The organism is Lentzea sp. CA-135723, assembly GCF_050936595.1.
Lineage (GTDB): Bacteria > Actinomycetota > Actinomycetes > Mycobacteriales > Pseudonocardiaceae > Lentzea.
This window is the reverse complement of record NZ_JBNJMK010000001.1, coordinates 2,737,452-2,760,498: the sequence shown is the minus strand read 5'-3', so window position 1 is coordinate 2,760,498 and position 23,047 is coordinate 2,737,452. Positions and strand designations below refer to the sequence as shown.

The following is a 23,047-nucleotide window of genomic DNA, read 5'->3' as shown; positions in this document are numbered from 1 at the left end:
GGCTTGCTACGGTCTGGGCGTGCGAGTCGTCGTGCTGTCCGACACCCACGGGCCGCGGTTCTGGAAGCGCTGCCCTCCCGCCGTCGCGAACCACCTGCGGTCGGCGGACCTGATCCTGCACGGCGGCGACGTCTGCGTGGCCCCCGTGCTGGACGAGCTGGCGCAGTACGCGCCCGTCACCGTCGTGCGCGGCAACAACGACGGTGAGGACGTGGCGGCGTGGGGCGCGCCCGACGTGGTCGAGGGCGAGATCGCGGGGCTGCCGTTCGCGATGATCCACGACAGCGGTCAGAAGGCCGGCCGGAACGCCCGGATGCGCCGGCTGTTCCCCGCTGCCCGGCTGATCGTGTTCGGGCACTCGCACATCCCGTGGGACGAGGAGGAAGACGGCGTGCGGGTGTTCAACCCCGGCTCGCCCACGGAGAAACGCCGCCAGCCGCACGGCACGATCGGGTTGCTGGAGATCGAGGACGGGACGTTGCTCGACGCCAGGATCGTGCCGGTCAGCTGACCTGGAGCGGCTTCACCACGAGTGCGCGCAGCGACGCGTGGCCTGGTCGCCAGCTCGTCGACACCGCCACGTACCGCGCGGACGGCGTGCTGCCGTAGGACTTGCCGTCCACGCTGCAGGTGATGGTGTGCGGCGGTGGCCGTCCGGGTGTCCACTCCAGACTGACGGTGACGTCGTGCGCGGAACCGAGATCCACCACCATGCGGCCGTCACGGCCCGGTGTCCACGCGGTGCGCTCGGAACCGTCGACCGCGGCGGCCGGATCGCTCATGCCGGGCGGTAGCACGGAGTTCGGGAACGTCACGCGGCCGAGTGCCAGGTCGTCGAACGGAAACGCTTGCGCACCAGGAATGACCACCGTGCGTTCGGACCTGCCCAGCACGACCGGGAGCGTGCGGCCGTCGCGGTGGGTCAGCACGAACATCGCCGGGCCGCCCCGGAACGTCACGCTCCGGCCGTCGTGCACGATGGCGGTGATGCCCGCCGGGAGGGTGCGGGCGGTGAACCACGGTGCCTCGACGCGCGCGGTCGCGGCGGGCAGGGTGAGCGCGTACTCGGTGCCGTCGCGGGTGGTGACCTGCGTGCCGCGGTACAGACGGGTGCCGCGCAGCCGCACGGTTCCGGTGACGTCGGCGTCCGAGACGTTGAACAGGCTGAGGAACCCGTCGGCGGTGCTGGCCACCACCCCGGCCGGGCAGACCGGTGCGGGTTCCGCGGCGATCTTGCGCAGGTCGGCGCTGACGTAGCCCTCGACCAGGCCGGCGGGAACGGTGATCGAGTCGCCGCTGACGACGAACGGAGTGGCGGACCGCGCGACGAAGCCCGCCTTGCCGTCCACGTCGAGCCAGCCCGGCGTGCTGAGGTCCGGACGCGGGTACTCCGCGACGGTCGTCCAGGTGCTGCCGTCCAGCGAGGTCTCGATCCGGTACGCGACGGCGGCGGCCGTTTCCCAGCGGAGCCGGACTTTCTGCACGGTCGTGGGAGCGCCCAGGTCGACGGCGAGCCAGCTGTCGGCGCGGCCTCGTTCGGCACGGGCGACCGCCCAGCGGGTGGCCGGGTCGCCGTCGGTCGCCTTGACCGGTTCGTAGCCGGGATCGAACGACGACGCGGTGGTCGCAACCGCTTGCCCCGCCTCGAAGTCGAAGAGCGAGTAGCCGTAGGCCGGGTACGGGGTCACGCCGATCATCCGGACGTGCCGGGCCGTCGTCGGGGCGAACGTCAGCTCGTCCACCCGGAAACCCTCGCGCGCGGCCACGGTGACGCGGCCTGCCGAACCCGTGTAGGTGCGGGTGCCGGTGAGGATCCCGGCCAGCGCGAGGTTGTGCACGTCCACGCGGCCAGGGCGGGGGAGCGCGCACACGATCGTGCCGGTCGGCAGGGTGGCGGTGCCGGCGAACCCATCCGCGAACCGCAACAGGCCCGCCGTCGCGTCGAACCCGTCCCGCACCTGCTGGTACGCAATGGTGTTGCGCTGGGTGACGGTCTGGGACGGCAGCAGCATCGGGGTCGCGCCGCTGATCTTGAACAACCAGTCGTCGTGCGACGGCTGCCAGGCGAGCTTCGTGAACCCCGGCTTGGTCACCGTGCCCGCCCACGCGGCCACCGACTGGTGCGTCAGCAGACCGGGATCGGCGCCGTGGTCGATAGTGGCTGTCGCGCGGGAGAAGAACTCGTGCGACGACACCGGGGTCGCGGCAGGGCGGAGCTCGTGCAGCAGGTAGCTGATCGCGAGCTCCGCGCGGGCTTCCGGTTCGTACTTGGCCTCGCCGGAGAACTTCGCCAGCCGGTGCACGGGCGGATGTGCCTGGTACGCCAGGAGCTTCGCGGCCAGCGCGGCCTCCGCCCAGGCGGCCATTGGGTCGCGCAGGACGGTGGAGCGGAAGGCGAGCGGGATGATGTCACGGCCGTAGAGGTGCTCGCGGTCGTTGACCATCGGCATCAACGGCTCGCCCGCGTCGCTCATCGTGGCGAGGATGGTGCGCCACAGCAGGTCGCCGTTCGGTTGCCTGGTCAGCACCTCGGGCAACGGGCGTCCGGCGAGCAGGAAGTGCACGGCGTTGCGCCCGGACGTGCGCCAGAGCTCTTCCTGGTAGTGCGGGCCGAACGAGCCGTGGTTCTCGACGATGAACGTGTCGTGCAGGTTCGTCGCGGTGTTGGCGCGGATCGGGGCTCCGTCCACAACGGACGGATTGGCGAGGTCGGCGGCGGGCAGGCCCGCCTCGTTGCGGCTCCAGCGGCCGAACGCCTCGCGCCAGCCCGGACCGTCGCCGTGCCAGGCCAGGCCGGGCGCCAGCGCCTGCGCGTAGACGCCCATCTCCTCCAGCTTGGTGTCGCCGCGGTAGCCGCCGGTCAGGCCGTTCGGCGTCCAGCTGCCGGAACGCGGGTCGTTCGCGGTGCCGAGCGATGTCGTGTACTCGGCCTGGCCGCGTGCGATCGCCTCGACGTTCGCACGGGTCTGGGCGTCGAGGTCCGGCCAGACCAGGCGGGCGGCGAGCACGAAGTACGACTGGAACGTGGTCTCCCAGAACAGGGTCTTGCCCCACTCCGTGCCGCCCGCCAGCAGGTTGCTCGCCGCGAAGTGCTTGATCGTGGCGAGGGTGTGGTCGCGCAGGACGTCCTTCTCGACGCCGGCGAGGCCCGCGTCGTAGGTGCCCCGGGTGAGCAGCACGGCGTTGCCGAGCACCACCGCGAACCCGAAGTCGGTGCGCCGATAGCGCCCGGCCGTGGCGTCGTACTGCGTCTCGGCCCACCGCGTGTGCCGGAGCAGCACCTCGTAGTAGGTGTCCTTCAGCTGGGGGAGCGAGACTTTCGGCGCGAGCGCGAGCACTCCGGTGCCGTAGAGGAACGTCCTGCGGTTGATCAGCATGTCAGCGCTGCCTCCGCCCAGTCGGCGTGGTCGAAGTTGCGGCCGTCGCCACCGTCGGTGACGCGGAGGCTGAGCATCCGCACGTTCGCGACGTCGACGTCGATCTGGGTCGCCGCGCCCTTGTCCCGGATGATTCCGCTGTCGTACAGGGGTTTGTCGTCGCCGAACACCTGGAACGCCACCGAACCCGTCTCGGTGGTCTCGTCGTCGAGGCCGATCAGGGCGGTGAGGCGGGCGCAGCCGCGGCCGAGGTAGACCGAGACCTCGGACGGCGCGTGCGTGCCGAGCCCCTTGGCGTAGGTGACGCCGCCGATGGTCAACGGGTTGCCGTCGCCGCCGGTGTTCTCGCCGTTCGACCTGTCGCGCTCGACCGGGCCCCAGCCGTTGGTCTCCGTCATGAACGGCAGGTCGCTGACCTGAGTTCCGTTGCCCGGCACCGGGGGCGGCACGAACGCCTGGACCGCCTGCTCGACGTGGACGTCGCCGAAGGTGGCGACGACCGGGAGGTCGACGGGGCCGGTCTGGCCGCCCGCGCGCAGCTGCCAGCGGCCGTTGATCGACTCGCCCGGCGCGAGCCTGCGCCGTTCGACGGCGGGACCCGTGACCGTCCAGCCCTCGGGGGCGGTCGCGGTCAGCCGGACGTCGCGGATCTCCTTGTCGCCGTTGGTGAACGTGCCGGTGACCTCGATCGACGAACCGGTGGGAACGTCGGTCTGCCCGGCCGGCGTGACGGTCAGCGCGGTCTTCGGGACCTGCCGGATCGGCTGGTCGCACGTCTGCAACCCCGGCCGGTAGCGGCAGATGACCGCCGCGAACCCGCCGTTGCGCTTCGTGGGCATGGAGAGGGTGTCGGTACTGCGCATGATCCGGGTGTCGCGCACGACGTCGGCCCGGACCTCGGGGTCGCGCACGGTCTCGACCAGCCACTGCCCGCCGCCGAGGAACCCCAGCGGTGCCTGGAGGGTGCGGTCCTGGGTGGCGATGCCGCCGACGAACCACCTGTCGCCGTTGCGGCGCGCGACCACGGCGTGCGAGTCCGGATCGCCGTCGAGCAGCCTCGTCTCGTTCCACACGGTCGGGAGCTGGTTCAGGTAGCGCAACGCCTGCGGATGCCGTTCGTACGCCTCGGGTTTGTCGGCGAAGTGCGTCCAGCCCGACTCGTAGACGACCGGCAACGCGACCTCGTGCGCGATCGACGCCTCCTTCGTGCCGACCTCCAGCGACACCGGCGTGTAATCCATCGAGCCGGCGACGTTGCGGGTGAAGAACTGCACGGGGTTGTTGGCGGCGGGCGGGTAGTTCTCGGCGCCGCGCACGGCCTCCATCGTGAGCACGTGCGGCCAGGTGCGGGCGAGGCCGTGCGGGATCGTGGAACCGTGGAAGTTGACCATCAGCTTCAGGTCGGCCGTCTTCTGCAGCACCGCGTCGTACCAGCGGTAGCGGTCCTGCGAGTCGGACTCCATGAAGTCGAGCTTCACGCCCTTGGCACCCCACTGCTTGATCCGCGGCAGCACGGTGTCGCGTTCCTGCGGCGTGTCCAGGTCGCTCCAGCGCAGCCACAGCAGGATCTCGACACCCTGCGCGCGGGCGTACCGGATGAGCTCCGGCACCCACGCGGCGCTCCAGCCCTCGTCGACCAGCGCGTACTGCCAGCCGTTGCGGGCGGCGAAGTCCACGTACTGCTTCTGCCGCGCGAAGTCGCTCGGGCTCGCGTGCTCGCTCAGCCACGACCACGCGACCTTGCCGGGCTTGATCCAGCTCATGTCGGTGAACCTCGCGGGGCTCGCCAGGTCGTCCACGAGGGAGGAGGTGCTGACGGTGGCCAGGTCGCCGACGATCGCGGTGCGCCACGGGGTCGTGCCGGTCGAGGCCACCTGCGGGTCGGCCAGCACGACCTGGAAGCCGTTGCCGGACTTGCGGAGCCTGCTGCCCGCATACCGGCCGTCCACATCGGACTCGGTGAGCAGCGCGAAGTCCTGGCCCGCCTGGAAGAGCGACGGGTAGCCGAAGTCGCCGGTGGCCTCGCCCGCGGTCGTGCGCACGCGGTTGGCCTCGTACCAGGCGTTGTAGGGGAGCAGCCACGCCTTGGCGTCGGCGGGCGGTGCGAAGCTCGACGCCTCGGACGTGACCGTCGCCGCGCCCGGCAGTTCGTACCGGTAAGCGATGCCGTCCGCAGACGCGCGCACGACCAGGAAGAAGCTGCTCTGGCCGTTGCGGAAACCCAGCCGTGTCTCGGTCATGCGCGCGTTGCGCTGCAACCGCTTGCCGGTAGGCATGGTGTACCGCTCGGTGACAACGCGGTCAGACCGTCCGGTGAACGTCAGGTCCTTCGTGAGGTCCGCTGTTGTCGTGGTGAGGCCGACGGACGCCGGCTGCAACACCGTTCTGCCGTGGTTGCGGATCGTCAGGGTGAGGTTTCCGCTGTTCAAGGTCGCCTCAGCGGTGACGGGGCCTGGACCGGTGACGGTCCAGCCGGTCGGCGCGGCGATAGCGGGCGCGGCGGGCAACAGCAGGGCGAGCACGAGTACGAGCAGTCGTGACATCGTTGTCAGCTCCCGGGGTGAGACCGCTCCCATCGTTGGGACCGGATCTCTTCCCGGTCAAGGGGCTGATGGTTATCAGTCCTCTTGCGGACAGGCTTTTCACATGACGACGATCTCGATCTCCCGGCCGAGCTTCGCGCCGCCGAGCAGGTCCAGGTCGTCACCGCTCCAGAAACGGCCAGGGTCGTACCAGTTGGGCCTGCGCTTGGGCAGCAGCCCCATCTCCTCGTACGTGACGGCCACGATCTCCGCGCAGAACGCGCTCTCGATCGTCGCGTCCGCCTTGGGCCCCAGCGGAACCCGCCCGCGCAGCCACCGAGACGCGAGCTTGGCCGTCGACGGGAACGGCGTGCCGTCGAGCCGCGCCACCGTCCGCAGCGCCGCGTCCTCCATCTCGCGCGTCACCTCGACGTCGAGCTGCCGCAGCCACGGCCGTTGCCCGTACTTGTCGTGCCACGTCACCACGGCGTCGCGCAGGTCGTGCAGCTGGGCGCCGCGCTGGTGCGTGCCGCTCCACATGTCCTTGAGCGACTTGCCGAGCTCGGCGTGCCACATCAACGGCGGCAGGTCGTCCAGCACGATCGCCATGCCCACGTGGTTGACCGGGCTGTTGGTCATGGCCTGGATCGCCCGGTCCGCCGCACTGCGCCCGCGGAACACCCACACGTCACCGGTGCGGGTCATCTCGACGGCTTTGTCCAGGGTTGTCGGCATAGCCCCGTACCCTATTCACATGAAGCTCTGGAAGCTGCTCGGCATCGCCGCGTTCGCGGGTGTCGCGGCGAGCGGCGTGGTCGTCGCCCGCAACCAGCGCCGCCGCGCCGCGTACACGCCCGACCAGATCAGGGAGCGCCTGCACGAACGGCTGGCAGAGGCCTCTCGTTCGGAATGAGCCGGTAGGCCACGAAGGCCGCCAGCGCCACGAGTGCCGCCGCCACCAGCGCCGTGCCCTGCATGGCGTCGGTGAACGTGCGCCGTTCCCGGGTCATCGCTGGGCGCGGGTCATGACCTCTTCCTCCGTGAGCGCGGTCGACGGGTGGTGGCTCAGGCACATCGGCACCTGGATCTTCGACGGCGTGGTGCCCTCGGTGGCTCCGTAGAACTGGCCGGCCGGCAGTCGGGAGACGTCGTCGATGCGGCCGCCCTTGGCACGCGCCAGTTCGGTGGCTGCCTGAATCTGGACGGGCGCGTTGAGGAGTCCGACGAACTGGGTGGCGGCATTGCCGGAGACCACGTTGTGCAGCGCTTTGGGTGCCTGCGTCGCGTACACCATGCCCAGCCCGTACTTGCGCGCCTGCGACGCCAGCGTCAGCGTGCTCTGCGTGGAGGCGGTCGCGGTGCGCGACGACACGAATGTCTGCGCCTCGTCCAGCACGAACAGTCCACCGAGGGGCTGGTCCCTGGCAGGATTGCGCTTGATCCACGAGAACAGGGAGAGCTGGAGCTGGTTCACGAACGTCTGGCGTTGTTCCTCGTTGGGCAGCCCGACACAGCTGATCACGGACACCCTGGCCCGCTTGCCGGGGCGGGGCGTCAGCAGCACACCGGGGTCGAGCGGCGTGCCCGCGCCGCCGAACACCGGGTCGTTGATCATCGAGGTGTTGAGGCCGTCCGCCATGTCGGAGGCGAGCCGCGTCGCGTCCCGCACCGTGCTGACCCCGGACGGCAGGTCGTCGAGGAACACTAGGAAGGCCTTGAGGTCGCCGCCTCCGCCACGGACGAAGTGCGTCAGTGCCTGGGTGAGCACCGCTCGGCCGGTGGTGAGCTTGCGGCCGGTGAGGTTCGTCCGGGGGACGAGTCCGGCCACCGCGGCGTCGATCGCGGTGCGGAACTCGTCGGGGTCGTCGGGTTCGGAGTCGAAGCCGGGCAACGGATCGAGCGCGAGCGGCCGGCCCGACTCACGTCGTGGCGTCCAGACCACGACGTCGGTGTCGCGCAGGTAGCGTTCGGCGCGTTCGGCGTCGCCGGGCTCCCAGAGCGGGGGCGGCGACGGCCAGGCGTCGCCCAGCCGGGCCAGGTCGTTGTTGGTGTCGATGAGGATCGAGGAGACGCCGTGCAGGGCGACCTCCTCGACCAGGCGGCGCAGCAGGACGGTCTTGCCCGAGCCGCTGCCGGCGAAGACGACGGTGTGCTTGCGGAGCAGTTCGAGCGGGACGGTGAACGGCGCCCCTGTGACCATGCCGGTGCCGAGACGCACACGAGGTTCGCCGGAATTGTTCTTCTGTTGTGTGACAGCGGTGTTCGCCGGTGCGGCAGGCTCCTCCGCGACAGCGTCATGATCATCGGTCGTGCCGGTCAGCGTGCCGCGCACCCCTGGCCACTCCAAGGCCGGGAAGGAGGTCTCGGCGAAGTGGCCGAGGTCGGCCAGCGCCCTCGTCAGCAACCGGGACGACGTCGCGGGACGCCGGGCGAGCAACCAAGGCAGGAACCCAGGCGGTGAGTGGTCGCGCATCTCTCGCAGAGCCGCGAAGAGGCGCAGGTCGCTCTCGTCGATCGGCAGGTCGAGACCTCCCGCGGAGCGGAACGCCTCCAGCGAGGCCGTGGTGGCGGGGCCGGCGGAGAAGGCGGTGTTGCGCAGCACGACCAGATGGCGTTTGTCGTTGCCCTGCCGCAGTTCCGCCTCCAGCTGCGCAGACCTGAGCCGGGCCAGGACGGCGCGGTGGTGGGGGTGCCCGATGGCGCGGAAGCCCCAGTGGACCTCCCCTTCACCGGCCTCGTCGATCGTGAGGCGCAACCGGGCGTGCAGAGGTGGGTTGCTGCCACGCGCCGCGTCGACGGTCAGCGGTGGACCGTGGGCGCCCTGCTCCAGGACGAAGCAGTGCAGCGCGGCGCCGATCAACGCCTGCATCTGCTCGTCCTCGCGGTGGTGGTCGAGAGGGGCGCGGATGTCGGCGTTGTCGCGCAAGCGATCGAACAGGGCGTCGAGCTCCTCGGCCTCCTGCGAAGAGGCGGCGGGCAGGGCCGCGGACTCGACGACCGCGGCGAAGTCCCGAAGCTCTTCGACGATGTCGTTGGCCAGGCACCAGCGGACGTGCTCGTCCACCCGTTGCAGCAGCTTCCGGGGCGTCCAGTGGGTGACGTCCCGCCCGGCGAAGGCCTGCGCGTGGATCGGCCAGGTGGCGTGTTCCGGGGTGAAGCCGACCTCCCCGTAGAGGTCGGCCAGGTGCCGTTCCACGATCGCGGTGGACACCGCGGCGCTGGGCATCGCGGTGCGCAGGTCGAGCACGCGGAAACGGCCGGCAGCGGAGTTGACGGCGTTGTCCTCGACGAGCTGCCACGAGCGGGGCAGGCAGGCCACCACGACGATGGTTCGCCGGGTCTCCTCGCGCACTCGCATGAGCCCGTCGGCCAGGCGGTCGACCAGGGCCTGTTCCCCCGGCGAGTCGGCGGCCTGGCTGATCACGCTGTCGATCTGGTCGACCGCCATGACGACCGGACCGGCGAGCGCGAAGATCTTCGACAGGTCCCCCAGCAGGAGTTGCGGCGACCGCGAGCGGGAGTGAAACCCCCACTCCACCCGGTCGGTCTCCTCGATGCCGTCGGGCAGCACGAGGTAGGCGTTGCCGACCTCCCACGCCTTGCGCTTCGACCGGTACAACACCAGGGCCCGCAAGGTGTCCTGGCACTCGGTGGCGACCTGGAAGTCGACGGAGCGCAGGCCGTCGAGCAGCGCGTCGACGTCCTGCCGGTGCACCGGCAACGTTCCCGTGAGGCGCATGCTCGTCTCGCGGTCGAGCCCGGTGAGCCGGGCGAGTTCGCCGAGAAGACGCACGAGCTGGTCGCCCTGGCGGTCGAGCAGGCCGCTGACCACACCGTGCACCGCTCCTGCCCAGAACGACTGCCCGTCCAGGAGCTTGAGCAGGAAGAACGACCCGCCCCGCTGCTGGACGTGCTGCCGGAGCCAGCCGAGCATGTGAGTCTTGCCCACACCACGTTCACCGCGCAGCACGATGCCCATCGGGCTCGCCAGCGGACGCCGCGTCGCGGCGGCGACGGCGTGCTCGATCGCGTCGACGGCGCGGGGGTGCAGGCCGTCGACGTGGTGGCGCATCGGGCTCCAGATGTCGTCCGGTGTCAGCGCCCAGCTGCTCTGCACAGAGGACAACGCGTGGCGTTCTTCCTCGTTCACGGCGCCGCCTCGATGACCAGGGTGTGCCGCGCGCTGCCACCGAGGGTGAGGGCGGCCTCCCTGTCCAGGTCGGTCAGCGACTTCTGGTCGGCCTCACCCCACAGGTGGACGTCGGGGCGGTCCGCCAACGTGGTCAGCGCGAGATCGAGGCGGTCTCCCGGCACGTCGTCGAGGTGCTCGCGCAGCACCCGCAGTGACACCGGGTCACCTGGACGGCGAGCGAGCGTGCGGTAGGTCGTCTCTACCCGACGGCACAGGTCCGCGCCGAAGAGCTCGCCAAGGGTTCCGCCCGTGGCCTCCAGGTGCCGGCGCAGCCCGGCCAGCACGACGTAGAGGGCCCCACCGGCGTATCCGGCCCGAGGAGGCCTCTCGGCGGACAGCTCGGTCCGGCATCGCACGGCGCCCTCGTCGGTCAGGTCGTGCACGTAGGCGCGGCCTGCCTTGGTGCTGACGACCAGCCCGAGGTCGTTGAGACGGCGCCGGCAGTCGCCGTCGACGGTGAAGCCCGCGAGCTGGTGCAGTTCGGCGTTGGTCAGCTCGCGGGCCTCGGCCATCAGCACCAGCAGCGCGGCGCGCTCGCGCATGGTCAGCCGTACCTCGGACATTCCCGTTCCCGTTCCCGCGGTCATCCGCGTTCTCGATCGACAACGGTGAAGCCGCCCGGCTCCACCGCGATGCCGTACTTGGTGCCGGCGATCTCCGCTCGGCCTTCCGCTCGCACGAGGCGTTCGGCAGCGTGCGCCTCGACGGCGGCCAGATAGGTCTGCTGGTCCTCGACCTGCACGCGGACGGTCCGCTCCCGGTTGACCGCTCTGCCGTCCAGGACCAGGGTTCCCCGGATCGTGACCACGCGACGTGACCCGTCGTGCGCCAGCCTGGTGACCCGGCCCTGAACCATGGCGCGTGCGACTTCGGGCAGAGCCGTCCTCTCGCGAGGGACGCGCACCTTCGCGGCGAACTCCCGCGGGAAGTGCAGTGAGATGTCCCGCCGGTCGGCAGGTAGTGCCGGCGCCCAGCGGAACGCGAGGTCGAAGGACGACTCCCGCTGTTCGCCCGCGAGGTCCGCGAGGACCGCCGGCAGACCGTTCCCGAGGTCGTCGACCGGTGGCGTGGTGGCCAGGGCGATGTTCGCCGCGCGCAACAGCAGGGTCGTGGTCGCGCGGCCGAACGGGATGGCCTCGTCGAAGACAGGCACGAACACGTCGAACCCGAAGCCGTCGTCCGCGGTCGACATGGAGCTCCGCTCGACCAGTCGGCCGGGTGCGTGGTCGTCGACGCCTGGCAGGTCGTCCGCGGCCGCCCGCGCGCAGGTGGTGATCAGGTGTCTCATGGACTTCACCGCCCTGAGCCCGGTGGCGAGAGCGACCGGGACGAGCCCGGGCAGGACGACGCGGTAGGACACCACGTCGGAGTCCGGCATCGACATCTCCCGCGCCACTGAGGAGGGCGCGCGGTCTTCCGCGTCGGCGACGCAGACCAGCAGGTCCCGCAGGCGCGGCGCGGCGTCCGCGGTGTCGTCGCCCGGCGGCAGCAAGACGTCGAACTCGTCGCGAGTCCAGACGTGTCCGTCGCGCCAGCGCGCCGTGACCTCCCACCCCTTGGCGCTCAGGTAGCCGGCGACCTGGTCGAGGCGGGGGAACGGCGTCACGTGGGCACCGGCGCGAAGGCGTTGTCGGCGACGAGGTCGCGCAGGCTGGCCGCGGTGAGGACGTTGCTCAGCGGCACCTCGACCTTCGTGCGCCGCTTGCTGTCGGGGGCGTCGATCGGATCTCGGTCCCGCAGCGACACGTAGTAACCGATGTGGCGCAGCAGCAAGCCGGAGGTGCTGAGGTCGGCGTAAAGGTCCGGGCGCGGAGGGACGTGCACGACGAACAGGTAGCGCGGTACGAGGAACCCGTCGCCCGCCAGCTTGGTGAACTGCCGCTCGTCGAGGCCCCGGAAGTCGAGAACGCCGCTGCGCGGAGCCACTTTGGACACGGTCTTGACCTGTACGTCGATCCGCGGTGAGAAACCACGCGGCGTGCGTCCGGGCATCTTGATGCACAGGTCGACACCGTCCAGGTCGACGTCGTCCTCCGACCACACCAGGCCCGCGCTCGAAGCAAGCACCCGGACGTAGTCGGCGCCGAACTTCCCTTGGTGGTTGCGCGCGTCCAGCACGGTTCACCTTTCGAGCGAGACGGGCTCTGAGCCGCCGTCGTACTTGACGCGTTCACTCCTATCAGCGATGGGTGTGGATTCGCGAGAAAATTCCAGAATAGGTGGAATCCTTGACTGCTCGAATGGAATTTCTGGCGGAGTTCCTTGGGGGATCAGGGTAATTCGGAAAGCTTTCTGCGTTCGCTCGTGCACGTGCGAGCCTGCTTGTCGATCTCTCGCGGCGCGTGACCGGCCACGAGTCGCTCATTCCGACTCGAAGTACACCGTCATTCCGAACGGGAGGTCCTCCGAATAGGTGTTCCAGGAAATCGCGACGACGGTGAGCGCCCCGTCGCGTCGCGCAAGCCACGCGTACGCCTTGCCGAAGGTCTCCGTCGCCGTTGCTCCGTCGAACTCCATGTACCGCGCGGTGCCTGAATCGCGTGCTGTGTCTTCCACGGCGAACCTGTTTCGTCGAATTCAGGTGGTGGGCGGGGTGTTGATGCCTTGCAGTTCGTCGGCCAGTTCAACCGCGCCGTAGGCCTTGAGCACAGGAATGAACCGGCTCACGATGTCAACGGCCTGTTCCGGCGTCAGGCGCTCGAACAGGCCGATGATCCCTCGCGTGACGAGGACGGCCTTGGCCGGCTCGTGCCACTGCGCGACCTGCGTGACCAGATCCTCCCGGGCGAGCACGTCGCCCAGTTCGCCGGTTCGCGGGGACTTCTCCAGAAGCGCGTAGATCCGTGCGGTTGCGGGGTCCGCGAGGCATTCGTCCCGGACGAACCGAGCCCGAGCTCGGGCCTGTCGCCTCGCGAGCTCGTCGAGCCGAAGCTCGTGGAGCAGGCGTTGGACCTCACGAGCTCGCGCGGCCGCGTCGTCGTCGAGACTGATCCAGACGAACACGTCGGAGATCCGGGCCTGCTTGTCCGACAACGACTTCAAGTCCGCCACCTGGCTCGCGACGGTGTGCTGGAGGTACCCGGCGCGGAGCGCGGCGGTACCGGCCGCCATCGGCCGGATGATCGCGTCGGCGGCCGGAACCACGAGATCGAGCGGGTCAGGAGGCGACTGGCCGCGGCGTCGCGCGACCCGCGCCTGCACGGTCAGCACGACGGTGAACTCGACGCCCTCGTCGGCACTCGGGACACTGTCCCGGTATGAGTACTCTCGCTGGTCGGTCCAGCGCGCCGAACCCCACCTCACGCCGCGCGATCCGTCCCGCTGGTGCCGTCGCCCGCGAGCAAGCGCGCGAAGTCGCTCTGCACGAGCTTGGTCAGCTGGTGGTAGACGTCGTTGCGTTCGGTGGCGTCGGTGCCGTCACCGGATTCGTGCCACGTGAACAGGTAGTGCAGCAGCCGTGCGCGTGGCGAGACCCTGCCCGCCGCTTCGGGGTGGTCGACCGCGTTGCGCAGCACCTCCAGCACGTCGTCGCGGAGTTCCGGCCGGCGCAGCGCGATGTCGATCCACTGGTGCGCGGTCGCCTCGGTCGACTTCTCGGCGTCCTCGCCGCGTGGTGGCGACAGCAGCACCGTCCAGCCCACGGCCAGAGTCGCGGACGAGGCGGTGAAGTCGGTGTCGACTCCTCGCACCAGGAGCGCGGGGACGTTCTCACTGGGATCGATCTTGGCCGCGAGTGCGCCGAACGCACGACGGGCGATCGACGTGGTGGCAGGACCGGCGCACCAGCTGCTGATCATGTCGAAGAGCGTCTTGCGCACGGACTTGTCGTCCCACAGCGTGATGACGCTGCGTTGGACGGCTTCCTCGATACCGGGGTCGTCGACCGCCGCGACGTGCCTGAGCCGTCGCAGGGCTTTGCCTGTGTGCCTGCGGCCGAACTCAAGCCCGCAGACCTCCGCGACCGCCCGCCACAATGACAGGGCGTCCTTCTTGGTCGCCCACTTCAGAAGCATGGAGTGGATGTAGCGGTGGGTGCTCGACTGGATCGCGGCCTCGTCGAGGGCGGAGACGAAGACCTGCCACAGGGGTGTGCCGTGCCAGGCGTCCGCGAGCTTGGCGAGCGGTTCCGGTCGTTGTTGCCTGGTGGCCCAGTGCACCGCGAATCGGGCGATGCGGCTGGCCAGATCGCGTTGCTGCTGGCCGGTGAGCGACTCGAAGGTGCTGCGGTCGGTGTACTTCGGCGCGTCGGCGAGCCAGTCGATGAAGTGCTGACGCGTGTAGGGCCGATCGGTCCAGAAGTAGTGCAACGCCGCGTCGTCCCAGCCGTCGTGCCGGAACTGGACGGTGTCGTGGTGGGAGAGGTCGGCCTCTACGGCGTCCACCAGTTCGATGATCCCGGGAGTGTCGAAGGCGGCGAGCGAGGGCTGCTGCTTCTCGTCCCGGAGCAGGGCGTTCAGCTTGCAGGCCAAGGCGTAGACGTAGGCCGCGGGCGCGTCCGGCAGAGCGGCGGCGGCGAGCAGGAAGCTCCGCTGCAGACTCGTCCGGCCCTGCTTCCCGTGCCAGGCGAGCAGTTGCTTGCGCCAGTTCCTCCTGGCTTCCACTACCGTGAACACACGGCGGGCGAACCAGCGGTCGCCACCGTCGGTGAACTGCCCGTGCTCGGGGTTGTGCTCGTTCTCCTGGAATGCGACCAGTTGGCCGGGATCCGCGTGGTGAGCGGATCGGATCAGCTCGACGACGTCGAGGACCTCGGTGGGTTGCTGGCCGACCAGGAGTTCTGTGATCTGGCTTGCCCTCAGCCAGCGTTCCACGTCGATGTCCGGCTCGTGCACGGCCAGCGCTCTGCGTACGATCTCGGCCGGCTCCGCCTGACCGATTTCGGCTGCCATGGGTGCGATGGTCTCGTCCACGCAGCTCGCCCACTGCTCAGGACTGATCAGGAAGATCAGCCAGGACTCGCGGCGGGCGAGCTCCGCCCCGAGGCTCGTCAGCATCATGCGGAACGAACGGGAGCGGAGTGTGAAGTCCTCTTCGTCCGGAGGAACTTCCACGACATACGCCCAGCGGCGGTGCTCCAGCGGCAGCCGACTGATCGGGAACGTCTCGCCGCCGCCGAACGGCAGTGCCCCGACCTGGATCGCCTGCCCGCTTTCTCGGCGGATCGTCGCGAGCAATGCGTGTGCGATCGTCGTGCGACCGCTGCCGGGCTCACGGGCCAGCACGAGAAGTCGCTGATGGTTCCGCCACTCGCGGTAGCTGTCGTGGAAGCCTTCCGGCGGCGCGAACAGTCGCAGCGCCAGGTCGAGGTAGGCGTCGTCAGCATCGAGGTGCTCCAGTGTCGCCTGAACCTTGTTGACGACCTTCACGCCGTTGATCTCGCCGGCGATGTCGAAGTTTCCTGAGATCGTGACGTTGATCGCGGCGCCGTCCCCGGTCAAATCGGGTGCTTCGGAGACGGGCGCGGGAGTCTCGACCTGCCTTGGCTGCCAGAGGTTGGTGGTCTCGGCCGGATCGCTTGGTGCCAGTGCGCTCGTCGCGTCGGGCGGAGGGTCGAAGGACTGGGTCATCCGATCGGTCCGTTGAGCTCGATGCCCGTGAACTCGCCACCGGCGCGCACCGTGCTGTCGTTGAGCTTCACGCTGACCTTGGCCGTGCCGGCGATTCCGGTCGCCTTGATCCCGGTGACGGTGCCGGTGATGTCGTTGTTCTCGAAGTCGACCCGGACTCCGCGCTGCCTGAGCCCGGCGACCAGGTCTAGGGGCTCGCCGTTGAGCGACTCGATGTGCCGGCATGCGGTGCCGACGGCGTTGCGCAGTTCCTCGTCCGCGGCCTGCGGCTGAGTTCCGTCCACCGCGTACTTCCGCAACACCTGCGCGGACTGCTCCAACTCGCGGAGCTTCTGCGCTTCTTCCGCCCCGGTGGTCTCCACAGCCGCGGTGGAACGCCTTTTGTCCAGAACCTTTCCCGCTTGCTCGAACACGAACTTCACCAGATGTGGAAGGGCGGTGGCGCTGACGGCTGCGAGCGTGAAGGGATCAGGCACGGGACACTCCAAGGACATGGACGCTGATGTGCGCAATGCGTGCGCGGCTGTCGAATCCCGGCGATGACGGCCGCCAGAGACCACAACGTGGCACAGCGACTCGGACCGGAGGAAGAAAAGCGGAGTGTTTCCACCCAAACGGACGTTTTTGCCCTAAATCTAGGACAAGTCTGTATCTGACACTCCGTGTTCCCCACGAACTCGGCCGGAGACGCGATCGGACTGCCGTCCGTCGGCGAGTCGTCGTCCTGGACGGAGGGCCACGGAGGAACGCGTTCGCGCAGGGCGGTCCCGCGAGTTTGATGCCACCGGTTCTGTCGGGTAGCGGCTACTCCTTGCCGGGCACTCGGAAGTCGGTGGTGATCTGGCCGCGCTAGACGAAACCTCTCGCGAGGACTCTACTAGACCGTCCAGACGGTACAATAAAGGTATGACGTCCGGTGATGCTCACGCGGCTACGAAGGTGATGGCCCCCTATCGGCGCAGGTGGGCGGCGTTGGCAGTGCTGGTCGGGTCGATGCTGCTGCTGGCAATCGACGGCACGGTGCTGTACCTGGCCGTGCCATCGCTGACTGCCGATCTGGCACCGAGTTCTACGCAGATCCTTTGGATCGGTGACATTTACGCGCTGGCGTTGGCAGGCCTGCTGGTGACCACGGGCACGCTCGCCGACCGGCTTGGGCGCAAGCGCGTTCTGCTGGTGGGTACCGCGGCGTTCGGGGCGGCTTCGGCGCTGGCGGCGTTCGCGCCGAACGCGGAGATGCTGATCGCGGCACGGCTGCTGCTGGGTGTGGCCGGGGCGACGATCATGCCGTCCACGTTGTCGATCATCCGGAACATGTTCCCCGAACAGGGCGAACGCACCAGGGCGATCGCGATCTGGTCGGCTGCCTCTGCCGGCGGGATGGCGCTGGGGCCGTTGGTCGGCGGGCTGCTGCTGGAGCACTTCTGGTGGGGCTCGGTGTTTCTGATCAACGTGCCCGTGGTGCTGGTGTTCCTGGTGGCCGGCGCACTTCTGCTGCCGGAGTCGCGCGACCCGCGACCAGGCCGGTTCGACCTGATCTCCGCCGCGATGTCGATGACGGCCGTGATCCCGCTGGTCTACGCGATCAAGCACGCCATCAGCGTCGGAGTGGATCTCCAGTCGATGCTCGCCGCAGCGGTCGGCGTGACTGCGGGTGTGCTTTTCGTCCGCCGTCAGCGTCGGCTGAAAACGCCGCTGATCGACGTGGAGTTGTTCTCCAACAAGGCGTTCAGCGGAGCGGTGCTGGCCAACTTCGTCGCGATCTTCGCATTGATGGGCGTGTTGTTCTTCTTCTCCCAGTACCTGCAGCTCGTGCGTGGCCTGCGACCGCTGGCCGCTGGGCTGGTCGAGTTGCCCACGACGGTGGCGTCCGTCCTTGCCGTCGCCGTGGTGGGTGTGCTCGTGGCGCGTCTGGGCACCGGCCGTGCGGTGGCGGCAGGCCTGCTGCTCGGTGCGCTCGGCCTGGTGCTCGTCGCCGTCGCCGAGGGCACCGACGACATCCTCTGGCTGGCTGTGGCGTTGCTCCCGCTGGGGCTGGGCATCGGCGTGGCGATGACGCTCACGGTCGACGCCGTGGTCTCCGCGGTGCCGTCCGAACGCGCCGGTGCGGCGTCGGCCATCTCCGAGACGGCCTTCGAACTCGGCGGCGCGCTCGGCATCGCGTTGCTCGGCTCGACGGTGACCCTGGTCTACCGCGCGTCGCTGGACCTGCCCGCCGACCTGACGGGCGCCACCCGCGTGGCCGTGGAGGACTCCCTGGCCACGGCGGTCAACGCCGCCCGTGACACCGCCGGCGTGCTCGAGGCAGCACAGGAAGCGTTCACGACCGCCATGCAGATCACCTCTGTCGTAGCCGCTGCGATCACGGTGATCGCCGCCCTGATCGCCCGGTACACCATCCCTTCCGGTAGGAAGAGCGGCACCACCAAGAACCCGATCGAGGAGTAGTTCATGCCGCGTGTAGCCGGGCGGACCCCTGAGGACACCCGCCGCGCGCTGCTGGACGCCGCGGGCGCGTGCATCCGCGCCCGCGGCACCTCCGCCACCCTCGACCACATCGCCAAAGAGGCGGGCGTGTCCAAAGGTGGTCTCCTGCACCACTTCGCCACCAAGGACGACCTGGTGCGAGCCCTCGCCCAGGACCTGTTCGACCGGTTCCGCGCCGACGTCGACGCCGCCATGGATCCCGACGACACCGAACCGGGTCGCCTCACCCGCGCCTACATCCGGGTCAGCGCGGCGTTCTCCCGCGACCCCGGCAACTTCCGCGACCTCGTCCCCCTGCTCAGCCACCTGGCCACCATCCCCGAGATCACCGACCTCGCCCGCGAGGACACCCTCCGCTGGCACGACGACCTCGCCGCAGACGGCCTCCCACCTCACGTCACCGCACTCATCACGGCCGCGGCCGATGGCATCAGCGCCATACCCACCTGGCACCACCACCCGGACCGGCAGCCGCAGATCGACCTGGAAGCCCTCCTGGTCAGTCTCACCACGCCCGGTCCCGTCTGGGACCACCTGGCCCCGCCGGACGGCGACACGCCATAGCCGCTGGTCCGAACGGTCCGCGTTTCGTGCGACAGCACCACGCCTATCGCGGGCAACTTGATCGACATCGGTCTGAGAAAGGTGCGGGGTTCGGGTACCTGAACCCCGTGCTGACGTGTCGCAACCGAAGCGGCCCATGCTGTTTGTCTATGAGCAGAGCCTCATGGCGTCTGCTGGGGTGCTGCCCACGCCGCCATCTGCTGCGGGCAGAACGGCTCTCTTCAGCCGAGAGGTTCGCCGCGGTGTGGGACGACTCTGTCGAGTGGTTCATGACGCTGTACCTGGCGGGACCACTTCGCTCGCGTGAGAAGAGCCGTGAGCCGGTCCGAGTACGACGCCAGGTAACGCCTCTCCATCACAACCGATGTGGATGTTGCGGCGTCGGTGGCGCCAACTGACGGGAGCGGAGAACGGTGGACAAGCCTGACGTCGTCCAAAATTCCTGGCGTGATCGTTCGAACACGGTGGGGGTGATTCCAGGAAGGTCTGATGATCAGGCCAACTCGCTCCGCCGCATCATCGAGCAGCTCCCACTGGTCAGCGGTCAGAACGTTACGCTGACGTTCAACGGTGGCGAGGTTCGCTCGGTCGTCTGCGACGAGTTCTTCACTCGTCAGCTGACTCGCGGTGGCATCGTGGTGCGATCGGGGAAGAGTGTCTGGGACGCGTCTCCTGCGGTCCGACACTGGTTCGAATCCGGCGACGACACCTTTTTTGCCCGGCACCTGCACGCGAACGTGAAACTCTTCGGAGAGCTCCTGGCGCACATCAACGATCAGCCGGAGGATGGTGATTTTCTCAAACTCGCTCAGCGGTTCAGCCTGTCGTGGACCAGCCTCGACCAGATTCGGCGGCGTCTCTCCTGGCTGCAAGCGCTCGGGATGCTGGAACGGTGGGGGCACGCGAAGCTAGTCGTGACTGAACGGGGAAAGGAGTTTCTGGGGGAAGTCGAACTCGCCACGCCCGAGAGCGTCGCGCCCGACCTTGATCCCGGAGGTGACGAGGTCGCGGACCTTCCGGAGCCGCAGCCGTTCCTGGCCACGGCACTGGACGCGTGCTGTGCTGAAGAGCTGGCGGAACGCAAGGTTCTGATCGGTTACATCCCCAAGGGGAGGAAGAGCCCGGGGCGGCCGTCGCAGGGGGCGCAGCCCGGAATGTTCGACGCACTGCGCAACTTTCTCGACCTGATCGGTTCTGGCGCGTCGGCGGACGAGATCTTCGTCAAGGCTGAGGCTGCGTTCGGACAGAAGAAGAGCTCTTTCACGCAAAGCATGCACACCCTGCGAAACATGGGTGTTGTCGACATGGTCTCGTTCAACCGGTTCGGGGTGCCCGGTGACATGGGAACTATTCTGCAGTCCGGCAATGAGGTTGACTTCGTCCGGCACCTCCACCTGCGCTTCAGCTTCGTGGGTGAGCTTCTGGCGGCTATCGACGGAAACGTGTCGACGTCCCATCTCATCAGCGTGGCGAAGACCAAGTTCGGGCACAAACAGATGAACGACTCCGAGATTCGCAGCCGATTGGCGTTTCTGTACGAAGCAGGGCTGGTCGAGCGCATCGATTGGTTCCGCTACCGGATCACCGCCAACGGGCGGGCGTTGGTTGACGAACTGCCGTTGGAGATTCCGCGTCAGACGGCGCCGGATTCGTCAGCCGAACCAGCGGAACCCGGCTCGGGTGACGAGTTGCCGACTCGGTCGGTTCTCGCTGAACTAGTCACTGAACTGCGGCGATGTGCGAACGTGAGTGACGCCAGCACGCAGTTCGAGCAGTCGGTGGCGAAGGCGTTCGAGTACCTCGGCTTCGACGCTCAACACCTCGGGGGCAAAGGACAGACTGACGTGCTGCTCACCGTTGACCTGTCCGCGTCCGACCGATACCGGGCGATCGTGGACACCAAGGCGTCCGCGAGCGGCGTGATCGGTGACAACGCGGTGGCGTTCGACGCGATCAAGGACCATCTGAAGAAGCACACCGCGCAGTACGCGGCCATCGTGGGACCGGAGTTCGCGCCCAGGGTGAAGGACTGGGCGTCGAACCACCGAATCACGCTGATCACCGTGGACGAGTTGGTGAGCCTCCTGGAGCTGCACCGCACGGCGCCGCTAACGCTGCCGCAGTTGCGCGTCCTGTTCGAGAATCCGGACGATCTGACCGCTGTTTTCGACGCATACGGCGCGGCAAGCTTCGCTGTGGATATTCTCACCAGAATCGTCAACGTCCTCTACCAGGAGGCGAACGACGACGATCCCATGGCGGAGGGGTACATCTCCACAGAGAACCTGCACTTCACGTTGCGCAAGGAAGTGGTCCCGAGACCTTCGAGGGGGTTCGTTGACGATTGCCTGGCTTTCTTGACCAGCGGCCTGGTCGGGGCGGTCAAGATGAAGGGGGACAAGTGCAAGCTTGTCGACGCACCCATCAACATCGAACGGCGACTGGTCGGGTTGAGCGCCAGTCTCGGCTCTCTTTCTCTCGAGAGCAACAGCTAAGCGCTGGATGCGGACCACGGCTCCGGCGCCGAGCTGCATGATCTAGGGATGGCAGCGAAGCTGCCGCGCAAGCCGAACTGCTCGAGGAGTTATCCACGTCGCGCGTAGCCGAGCGCACCTCCGTGGACGCCCGCCGCGCGCTGCCGGACGCCGTAGGCGCATGCATCCGTGCCCGCAGCACCTATGCCACCGTCGACCACATCGTCAAAGGGCGGGCGTGTCCAAAACCCTCGGGCCATGTGTTGGAGCACATAGGTTGATCACCATGCCCGGAGAGCAGCGCAACGCGCCCCGCACCCGCAGTGAGGTGCTCGCCGCCGCCGCGCGCGCGTTGATCGAGCAAGGGCCGAACGTCAGCCTCGACGCCGTGGCCAAGGAGGCGGGCGTGTCGAAAGGCGGCCTGCTGCACCACTTCCGCACCAAGCAGGCGTTGATCGTCGGGCTGATCCAGGAGTGGTTCGACCACTACGACGCGACCGTCGAGCGGCTGCTCGAACCCGAGGACATGCCAGGCCGGTGGACCCGCGCGCACATCCGGGCGACGTTCGAAACCGACGACCTCTGGTCTCACCCGTCCGTCGTAACGGCGTTGCTGGGCGTTCCGGAACTCCAGCAGCGCATGGACGTCGCCGCGACCCGCTGGCGGCAGCAGACCGATTCGGACGGCCTGCACCCGCAACGGGCGGACCTCATTTCCCGTGCACTCGATGGGGTGACGCTGGCCGATCTGCTGTGGCGCGGCCAGGAGTCCGACGAGGAGCGCGCCCACACCCGTGACCTGCTGCTGAAGCTGACCGAGCAGACGGGCCCGCTCGTCTGACGTTTGTCCACCGAACGTTGTCAAGTGGAACAGCGCTGACACCGGACAACGAATTCTGCGTACCTTCGGAAGTGAGTGGCACTCCGGGGGGAAGCACATGCCAATCGTGATGTCCGAAGCCGTGCCCAAGGGGCGCGGGCTGACGATTCTGTTCGAACTCGAAGACCTCGCGCGCACGCGGTTCGCGTCCGCGCCGCTGCCGATGTACGAGCTGGTGTTCTCGGTGCACAGCGGCAACTGGGACCGCCTGTTGCTCCCGCACATCCGCCCGCTCGCCGAACTGATCAGGCCCGGCCGGTTCATCCCCGACTTCTTCAACTCCGCGCGCCCCGACTTCGACGAGGCCGTCCGGCAGGTCCTCGAGGTGCCGTCGGCGCGGGTGCGCGACCAGATCGCGAGCATGCTCGGCACGACGTCGCCGTGGCTGCGCGCGTTCGCCGCCGGTACCCCGACCTCGCGCCAGGACCTGCGTTCCGCGTTCTCGGCGGGTTTTCGGGACCTGCTCGGCCCGAACTGGTCGCAGACCCGTCAGGCGTTCGACGCCGAGGTGCGGCTGCGGTCGTCGCAGGCGGTGTCGCGAGGCTTCGGCGACCTGCTGGGCCACCTGCACCCGTCGATCTCCTGGACCTCGCCAGCACTGCACGTCGAACTGGGCTGGGACACCGAGATCTCGTTGCGCGGCACCGGAATGCTGATCGTGCCGGTGCTCAACGGCCTCACCCGCCCGGCCGTGTCGATGTTCGCCGAACCACAACCGCTGCTCTTCTACCCGGTCACCGCGCCCCAGCCGAGCGGCGCCAGCCTCGAACTCGCCCTGGGCCGCACCCGCACGCTGGTGCTGCGCGCCCTCACGTCGGAACGCACCACCACCGAACTCGCCAAGCACGTGGGCATCAGCCTGCCCACCGCGTCGCAGCACGCGACCGCCCTGCGCACCGCGGGGTTCGTGTCCACCCACCGCAACGGCAGGTCGGTCCGCCACCGCCTGACCCGGCGAGGCTGGGAACTGCTGAACTGAAGGAG

18 protein-coding genes are annotated in these 23,047 nt (G+C 68.7%); 7 read left to right on the top strand and 11 right to left on the bottom strand.

Annotated elements, in window-relative coordinates:
- Nucleotides 1-19: 19 nt before the first annotated feature.
- A complete protein-coding gene (locus ACQEU1_RS11570) occupies nt 20-511 on the top strand; it encodes a metallophosphoesterase family protein (protein ID WP_433199200.1) in 492 nt (163 codons plus the stop codon).
- Here the strand turns inward: ACQEU1_RS11570 and ACQEU1_RS11565 are convergent.
- The 3 genes from ACQEU1_RS11565 to ACQEU1_RS11555 all read right to left on the bottom strand — a co-directional run bounded on the left by ACQEU1_RS11565 (nt 504) and on the right by ACQEU1_RS11555 (nt 6,634).
- Nucleotides 504-3,377 carry a discoidin domain-containing protein gene (locus ACQEU1_RS11565; protein ID WP_433199198.1) on the bottom strand — a complete coding sequence of 958 codons (2,874 nt, stop codon included), beginning with the start codon at nt 3,375-3,377 and terminating at the stop codon, nt 504-506. The genes ACQEU1_RS11570 and ACQEU1_RS11565 overlap by 8 nt on opposite strands.
- The gene (locus tag ACQEU1_RS11560; RefSeq protein WP_433199196.1) at nt 3,371-5,920 is read right to left on the bottom strand and encodes a glycoside hydrolase family 97 catalytic domain-containing protein; all 2,550 of its coding nucleotides are present in this window, start codon (nt 5,918-5,920) and stop codon (nt 3,371-3,373) included. The genes ACQEU1_RS11565 and ACQEU1_RS11560 overlap by 7 nt, the downstream gene beginning before the upstream one ends.
- 99 nt (nt 5,921-6,019) lie before the next feature.
- Complete coding sequence (locus ACQEU1_RS11555; RefSeq protein ID WP_433199194.1) at nt 6,020-6,634, bottom strand: hypothetical protein; 615 nt, start codon at nt 6,632-6,634, stop codon at nt 6,020-6,022.
- 19 nt (nt 6,635-6,653) lie between these two features.
- On the opposite strand from ACQEU1_RS11555, the gene ACQEU1_RS11550 reads away from it, so the two are divergent.
- Nucleotides 6,654-6,812 (top strand): hypothetical protein, encoded by a 159-nt coding sequence (locus tag ACQEU1_RS11550; protein WP_433199192.1) that lies wholly within the window; start codon nt 6,654-6,656, stop codon nt 6,810-6,812.
- A 93-nt stretch (nt 6,813-6,905) separates the two neighbouring features.
- On the opposite strand, the gene ACQEU1_RS11545 is transcribed toward ACQEU1_RS11550, so the two are convergent.
- The 8 genes from ACQEU1_RS11545 to ACQEU1_RS11510 form a co-directional block, all read right to left on the bottom strand.
- Nucleotides 6,906-10,049, bottom strand: a complete 3,144-nt coding sequence (locus ACQEU1_RS11545; protein WP_433199190.1) for a helicase HerA domain-containing protein — start codon at nt 10,047-10,049, stop codon at nt 6,906-6,908.
- On the bottom strand, nt 10,046-10,654 hold the full coding sequence (locus tag ACQEU1_RS11540; protein WP_433199188.1) for a hypothetical protein: 609 nt from the start codon (nt 10,652-10,654) through the stop codon (nt 10,046-10,048). Before ACQEU1_RS11540 ends, ACQEU1_RS11545 begins: the two co-directional genes overlap by 4 nt.
- Before the next feature lie 20 nt (nt 10,655-10,674).
- Entirely contained in the window at nt 10,675-11,697 is a 1,023-nt protein-coding gene (locus tag ACQEU1_RS11535) for a hypothetical protein (protein ID WP_433199186.1), read from the bottom strand.
- Nucleotides 11,694-12,209 carry a DUF4365 domain-containing protein gene (locus ACQEU1_RS11530; RefSeq protein WP_433199184.1) on the bottom strand — a complete coding sequence of 172 codons (516 nt, stop codon included), beginning with the start codon at nt 12,207-12,209 and terminating at the stop codon, nt 11,694-11,696. The genes ACQEU1_RS11535 and ACQEU1_RS11530 overlap by 4 nt, the downstream gene beginning before the upstream one ends.
- A gap of 243 nt (nt 12,210-12,452) precedes the next feature.
- A complete protein-coding gene (locus tag ACQEU1_RS11525; protein WP_433199182.1) occupies nt 12,453-12,647 on the bottom strand; it encodes a hypothetical protein in 195 nt (64 codons plus the stop codon).
- A 21-nt stretch (nt 12,648-12,668) separates the two neighbouring features.
- The gene (locus ACQEU1_RS11520; protein WP_433199180.1) at nt 12,669-13,394 is read right to left on the bottom strand and encodes a hypothetical protein; all 726 of its coding nucleotides are present in this window, start codon (nt 13,392-13,394) and stop codon (nt 12,669-12,671) included.
- The gene (locus ACQEU1_RS11515) at nt 13,391-15,658 is read right to left on the bottom strand and encodes a hypothetical protein (RefSeq protein WP_433199178.1); all 2,268 of its coding nucleotides are present in this window, start codon (nt 15,656-15,658) and stop codon (nt 13,391-13,393) included. The genes ACQEU1_RS11520 and ACQEU1_RS11515 overlap by 4 nt, the downstream gene beginning before the upstream one ends.
- Nucleotides 15,655-16,134 (bottom strand): hypothetical protein, encoded by a 480-nt coding sequence (locus ACQEU1_RS11510; RefSeq protein WP_433199176.1) that lies wholly within the window; start codon nt 16,132-16,134, stop codon nt 15,655-15,657. The genes ACQEU1_RS11515 and ACQEU1_RS11510 overlap by 4 nt, the downstream gene beginning before the upstream one ends.
- Before the next feature lie 430 nt (nt 16,135-16,564).
- On the opposite strand from ACQEU1_RS11510, the gene ACQEU1_RS11505 reads away from it, so the two are divergent.
- The 5 genes from ACQEU1_RS11505 (at nt 16,565) to ACQEU1_RS11485 (ending at nt 23,042) form a co-directional block, all read left to right on the top strand.
- Nucleotides 16,565-18,106: an MFS transporter gene (locus ACQEU1_RS11505; RefSeq protein ID WP_433199174.1), complete on the top strand. Its 1,542-nt coding sequence runs from the start codon at nt 16,565-16,567 to the stop codon at nt 18,104-18,106.
- Between the two features lie 3 nt (nt 18,107-18,109).
- Nucleotides 18,110-18,709, top strand: a complete 600-nt coding sequence (locus tag ACQEU1_RS11500; RefSeq protein ID WP_433199172.1) for a TetR/AcrR family transcriptional regulator — start codon at nt 18,110-18,112, stop codon at nt 18,707-18,709.
- A gap of 413 nt (nt 18,710-19,122) precedes the next feature.
- Nucleotides 19,123-21,204, top strand: a complete 2,082-nt coding sequence (locus ACQEU1_RS11495) for a restriction endonuclease (RefSeq protein ID WP_433199170.1) — start codon at nt 19,123-19,125, stop codon at nt 21,202-21,204.
- A gap of 265 nt (nt 21,205-21,469) precedes the next feature.
- Nucleotides 21,470-22,024, top strand: a complete 555-nt coding sequence (locus ACQEU1_RS11490) for a TetR/AcrR family transcriptional regulator (RefSeq protein WP_433199168.1) — start codon at nt 21,470-21,472, stop codon at nt 22,022-22,024.
- A gap of 97 nt (nt 22,025-22,121) precedes the next feature.
- On the top strand, nt 22,122-23,042 hold the full coding sequence (locus tag ACQEU1_RS11485; protein ID WP_433199166.1) for an ArsR/SmtB family transcription factor: 921 nt from the start codon (nt 22,122-22,124) through the stop codon (nt 23,040-23,042).
- The last annotated feature ends 5 nt before the right edge of the window (nt 23,043-23,047 follow it).

Excerpts from the sequence above, each read along its gene's own strand:
- ACQEU1_RS11555 (WP_433199194.1), bottom strand. The coding sequence starts at position 6,634 with ATGCCGACAACCCTGGACAAAGCCGTCGAGATGACCCGCACCGGTGAC.
- ACQEU1_RS11515 (WP_433199178.1), bottom strand. The coding sequence starts at position 15,658 with ATGACCCAGTCCTTCGACCCTCCGCCCGACGCGACGAGCGCACTGGCA.
- ACQEU1_RS11540 (WP_433199188.1), bottom strand. The coding sequence starts at position 10,654 with ATGTCCGAGGTACGGCTGACCATGCGCGAGCGCGCCGCGCTGCTGGTG.
- ACQEU1_RS11500 (WP_433199172.1), top strand. The coding sequence starts at position 18,110 with ATGCCGCGTGTAGCCGGGCGGACCCCTGAGGACACCCGCCGCGCGCTG.
- ACQEU1_RS11550 (WP_433199192.1), top strand. The coding sequence starts at position 6,654 with ATGAAGCTCTGGAAGCTGCTCGGCATCGCCGCGTTCGCGGGTGTCGCG.
- ACQEU1_RS11560 (WP_433199196.1), bottom strand. The coding sequence starts at position 5,920 with ATGTCACGACTGCTCGTACTCGTGCTCGCCCTGCTGTTGCCCGCCGCG.
- ACQEU1_RS11565 (WP_433199198.1), bottom strand. The coding sequence starts at position 3,377 with ATGCTGATCAACCGCAGGACGTTCCTCTACGGCACCGGAGTGCTCGCG.
- ACQEU1_RS11490 (WP_433199168.1), top strand. The coding sequence starts at position 21,470 with ATGCCCGGAGAGCAGCGCAACGCGCCCCGCACCCGCAGTGAGGTGCTC.
- ACQEU1_RS11485 (WP_433199166.1), top strand. The coding sequence starts at position 22,122 with ATGCCAATCGTGATGTCCGAAGCCGTGCCCAAGGGGCGCGGGCTGACG.
- ACQEU1_RS11505 (WP_433199174.1), top strand. The coding sequence starts at position 16,565 with ATGACGTCCGGTGATGCTCACGCGGCTACGAAGGTGATGGCCCCCTAT.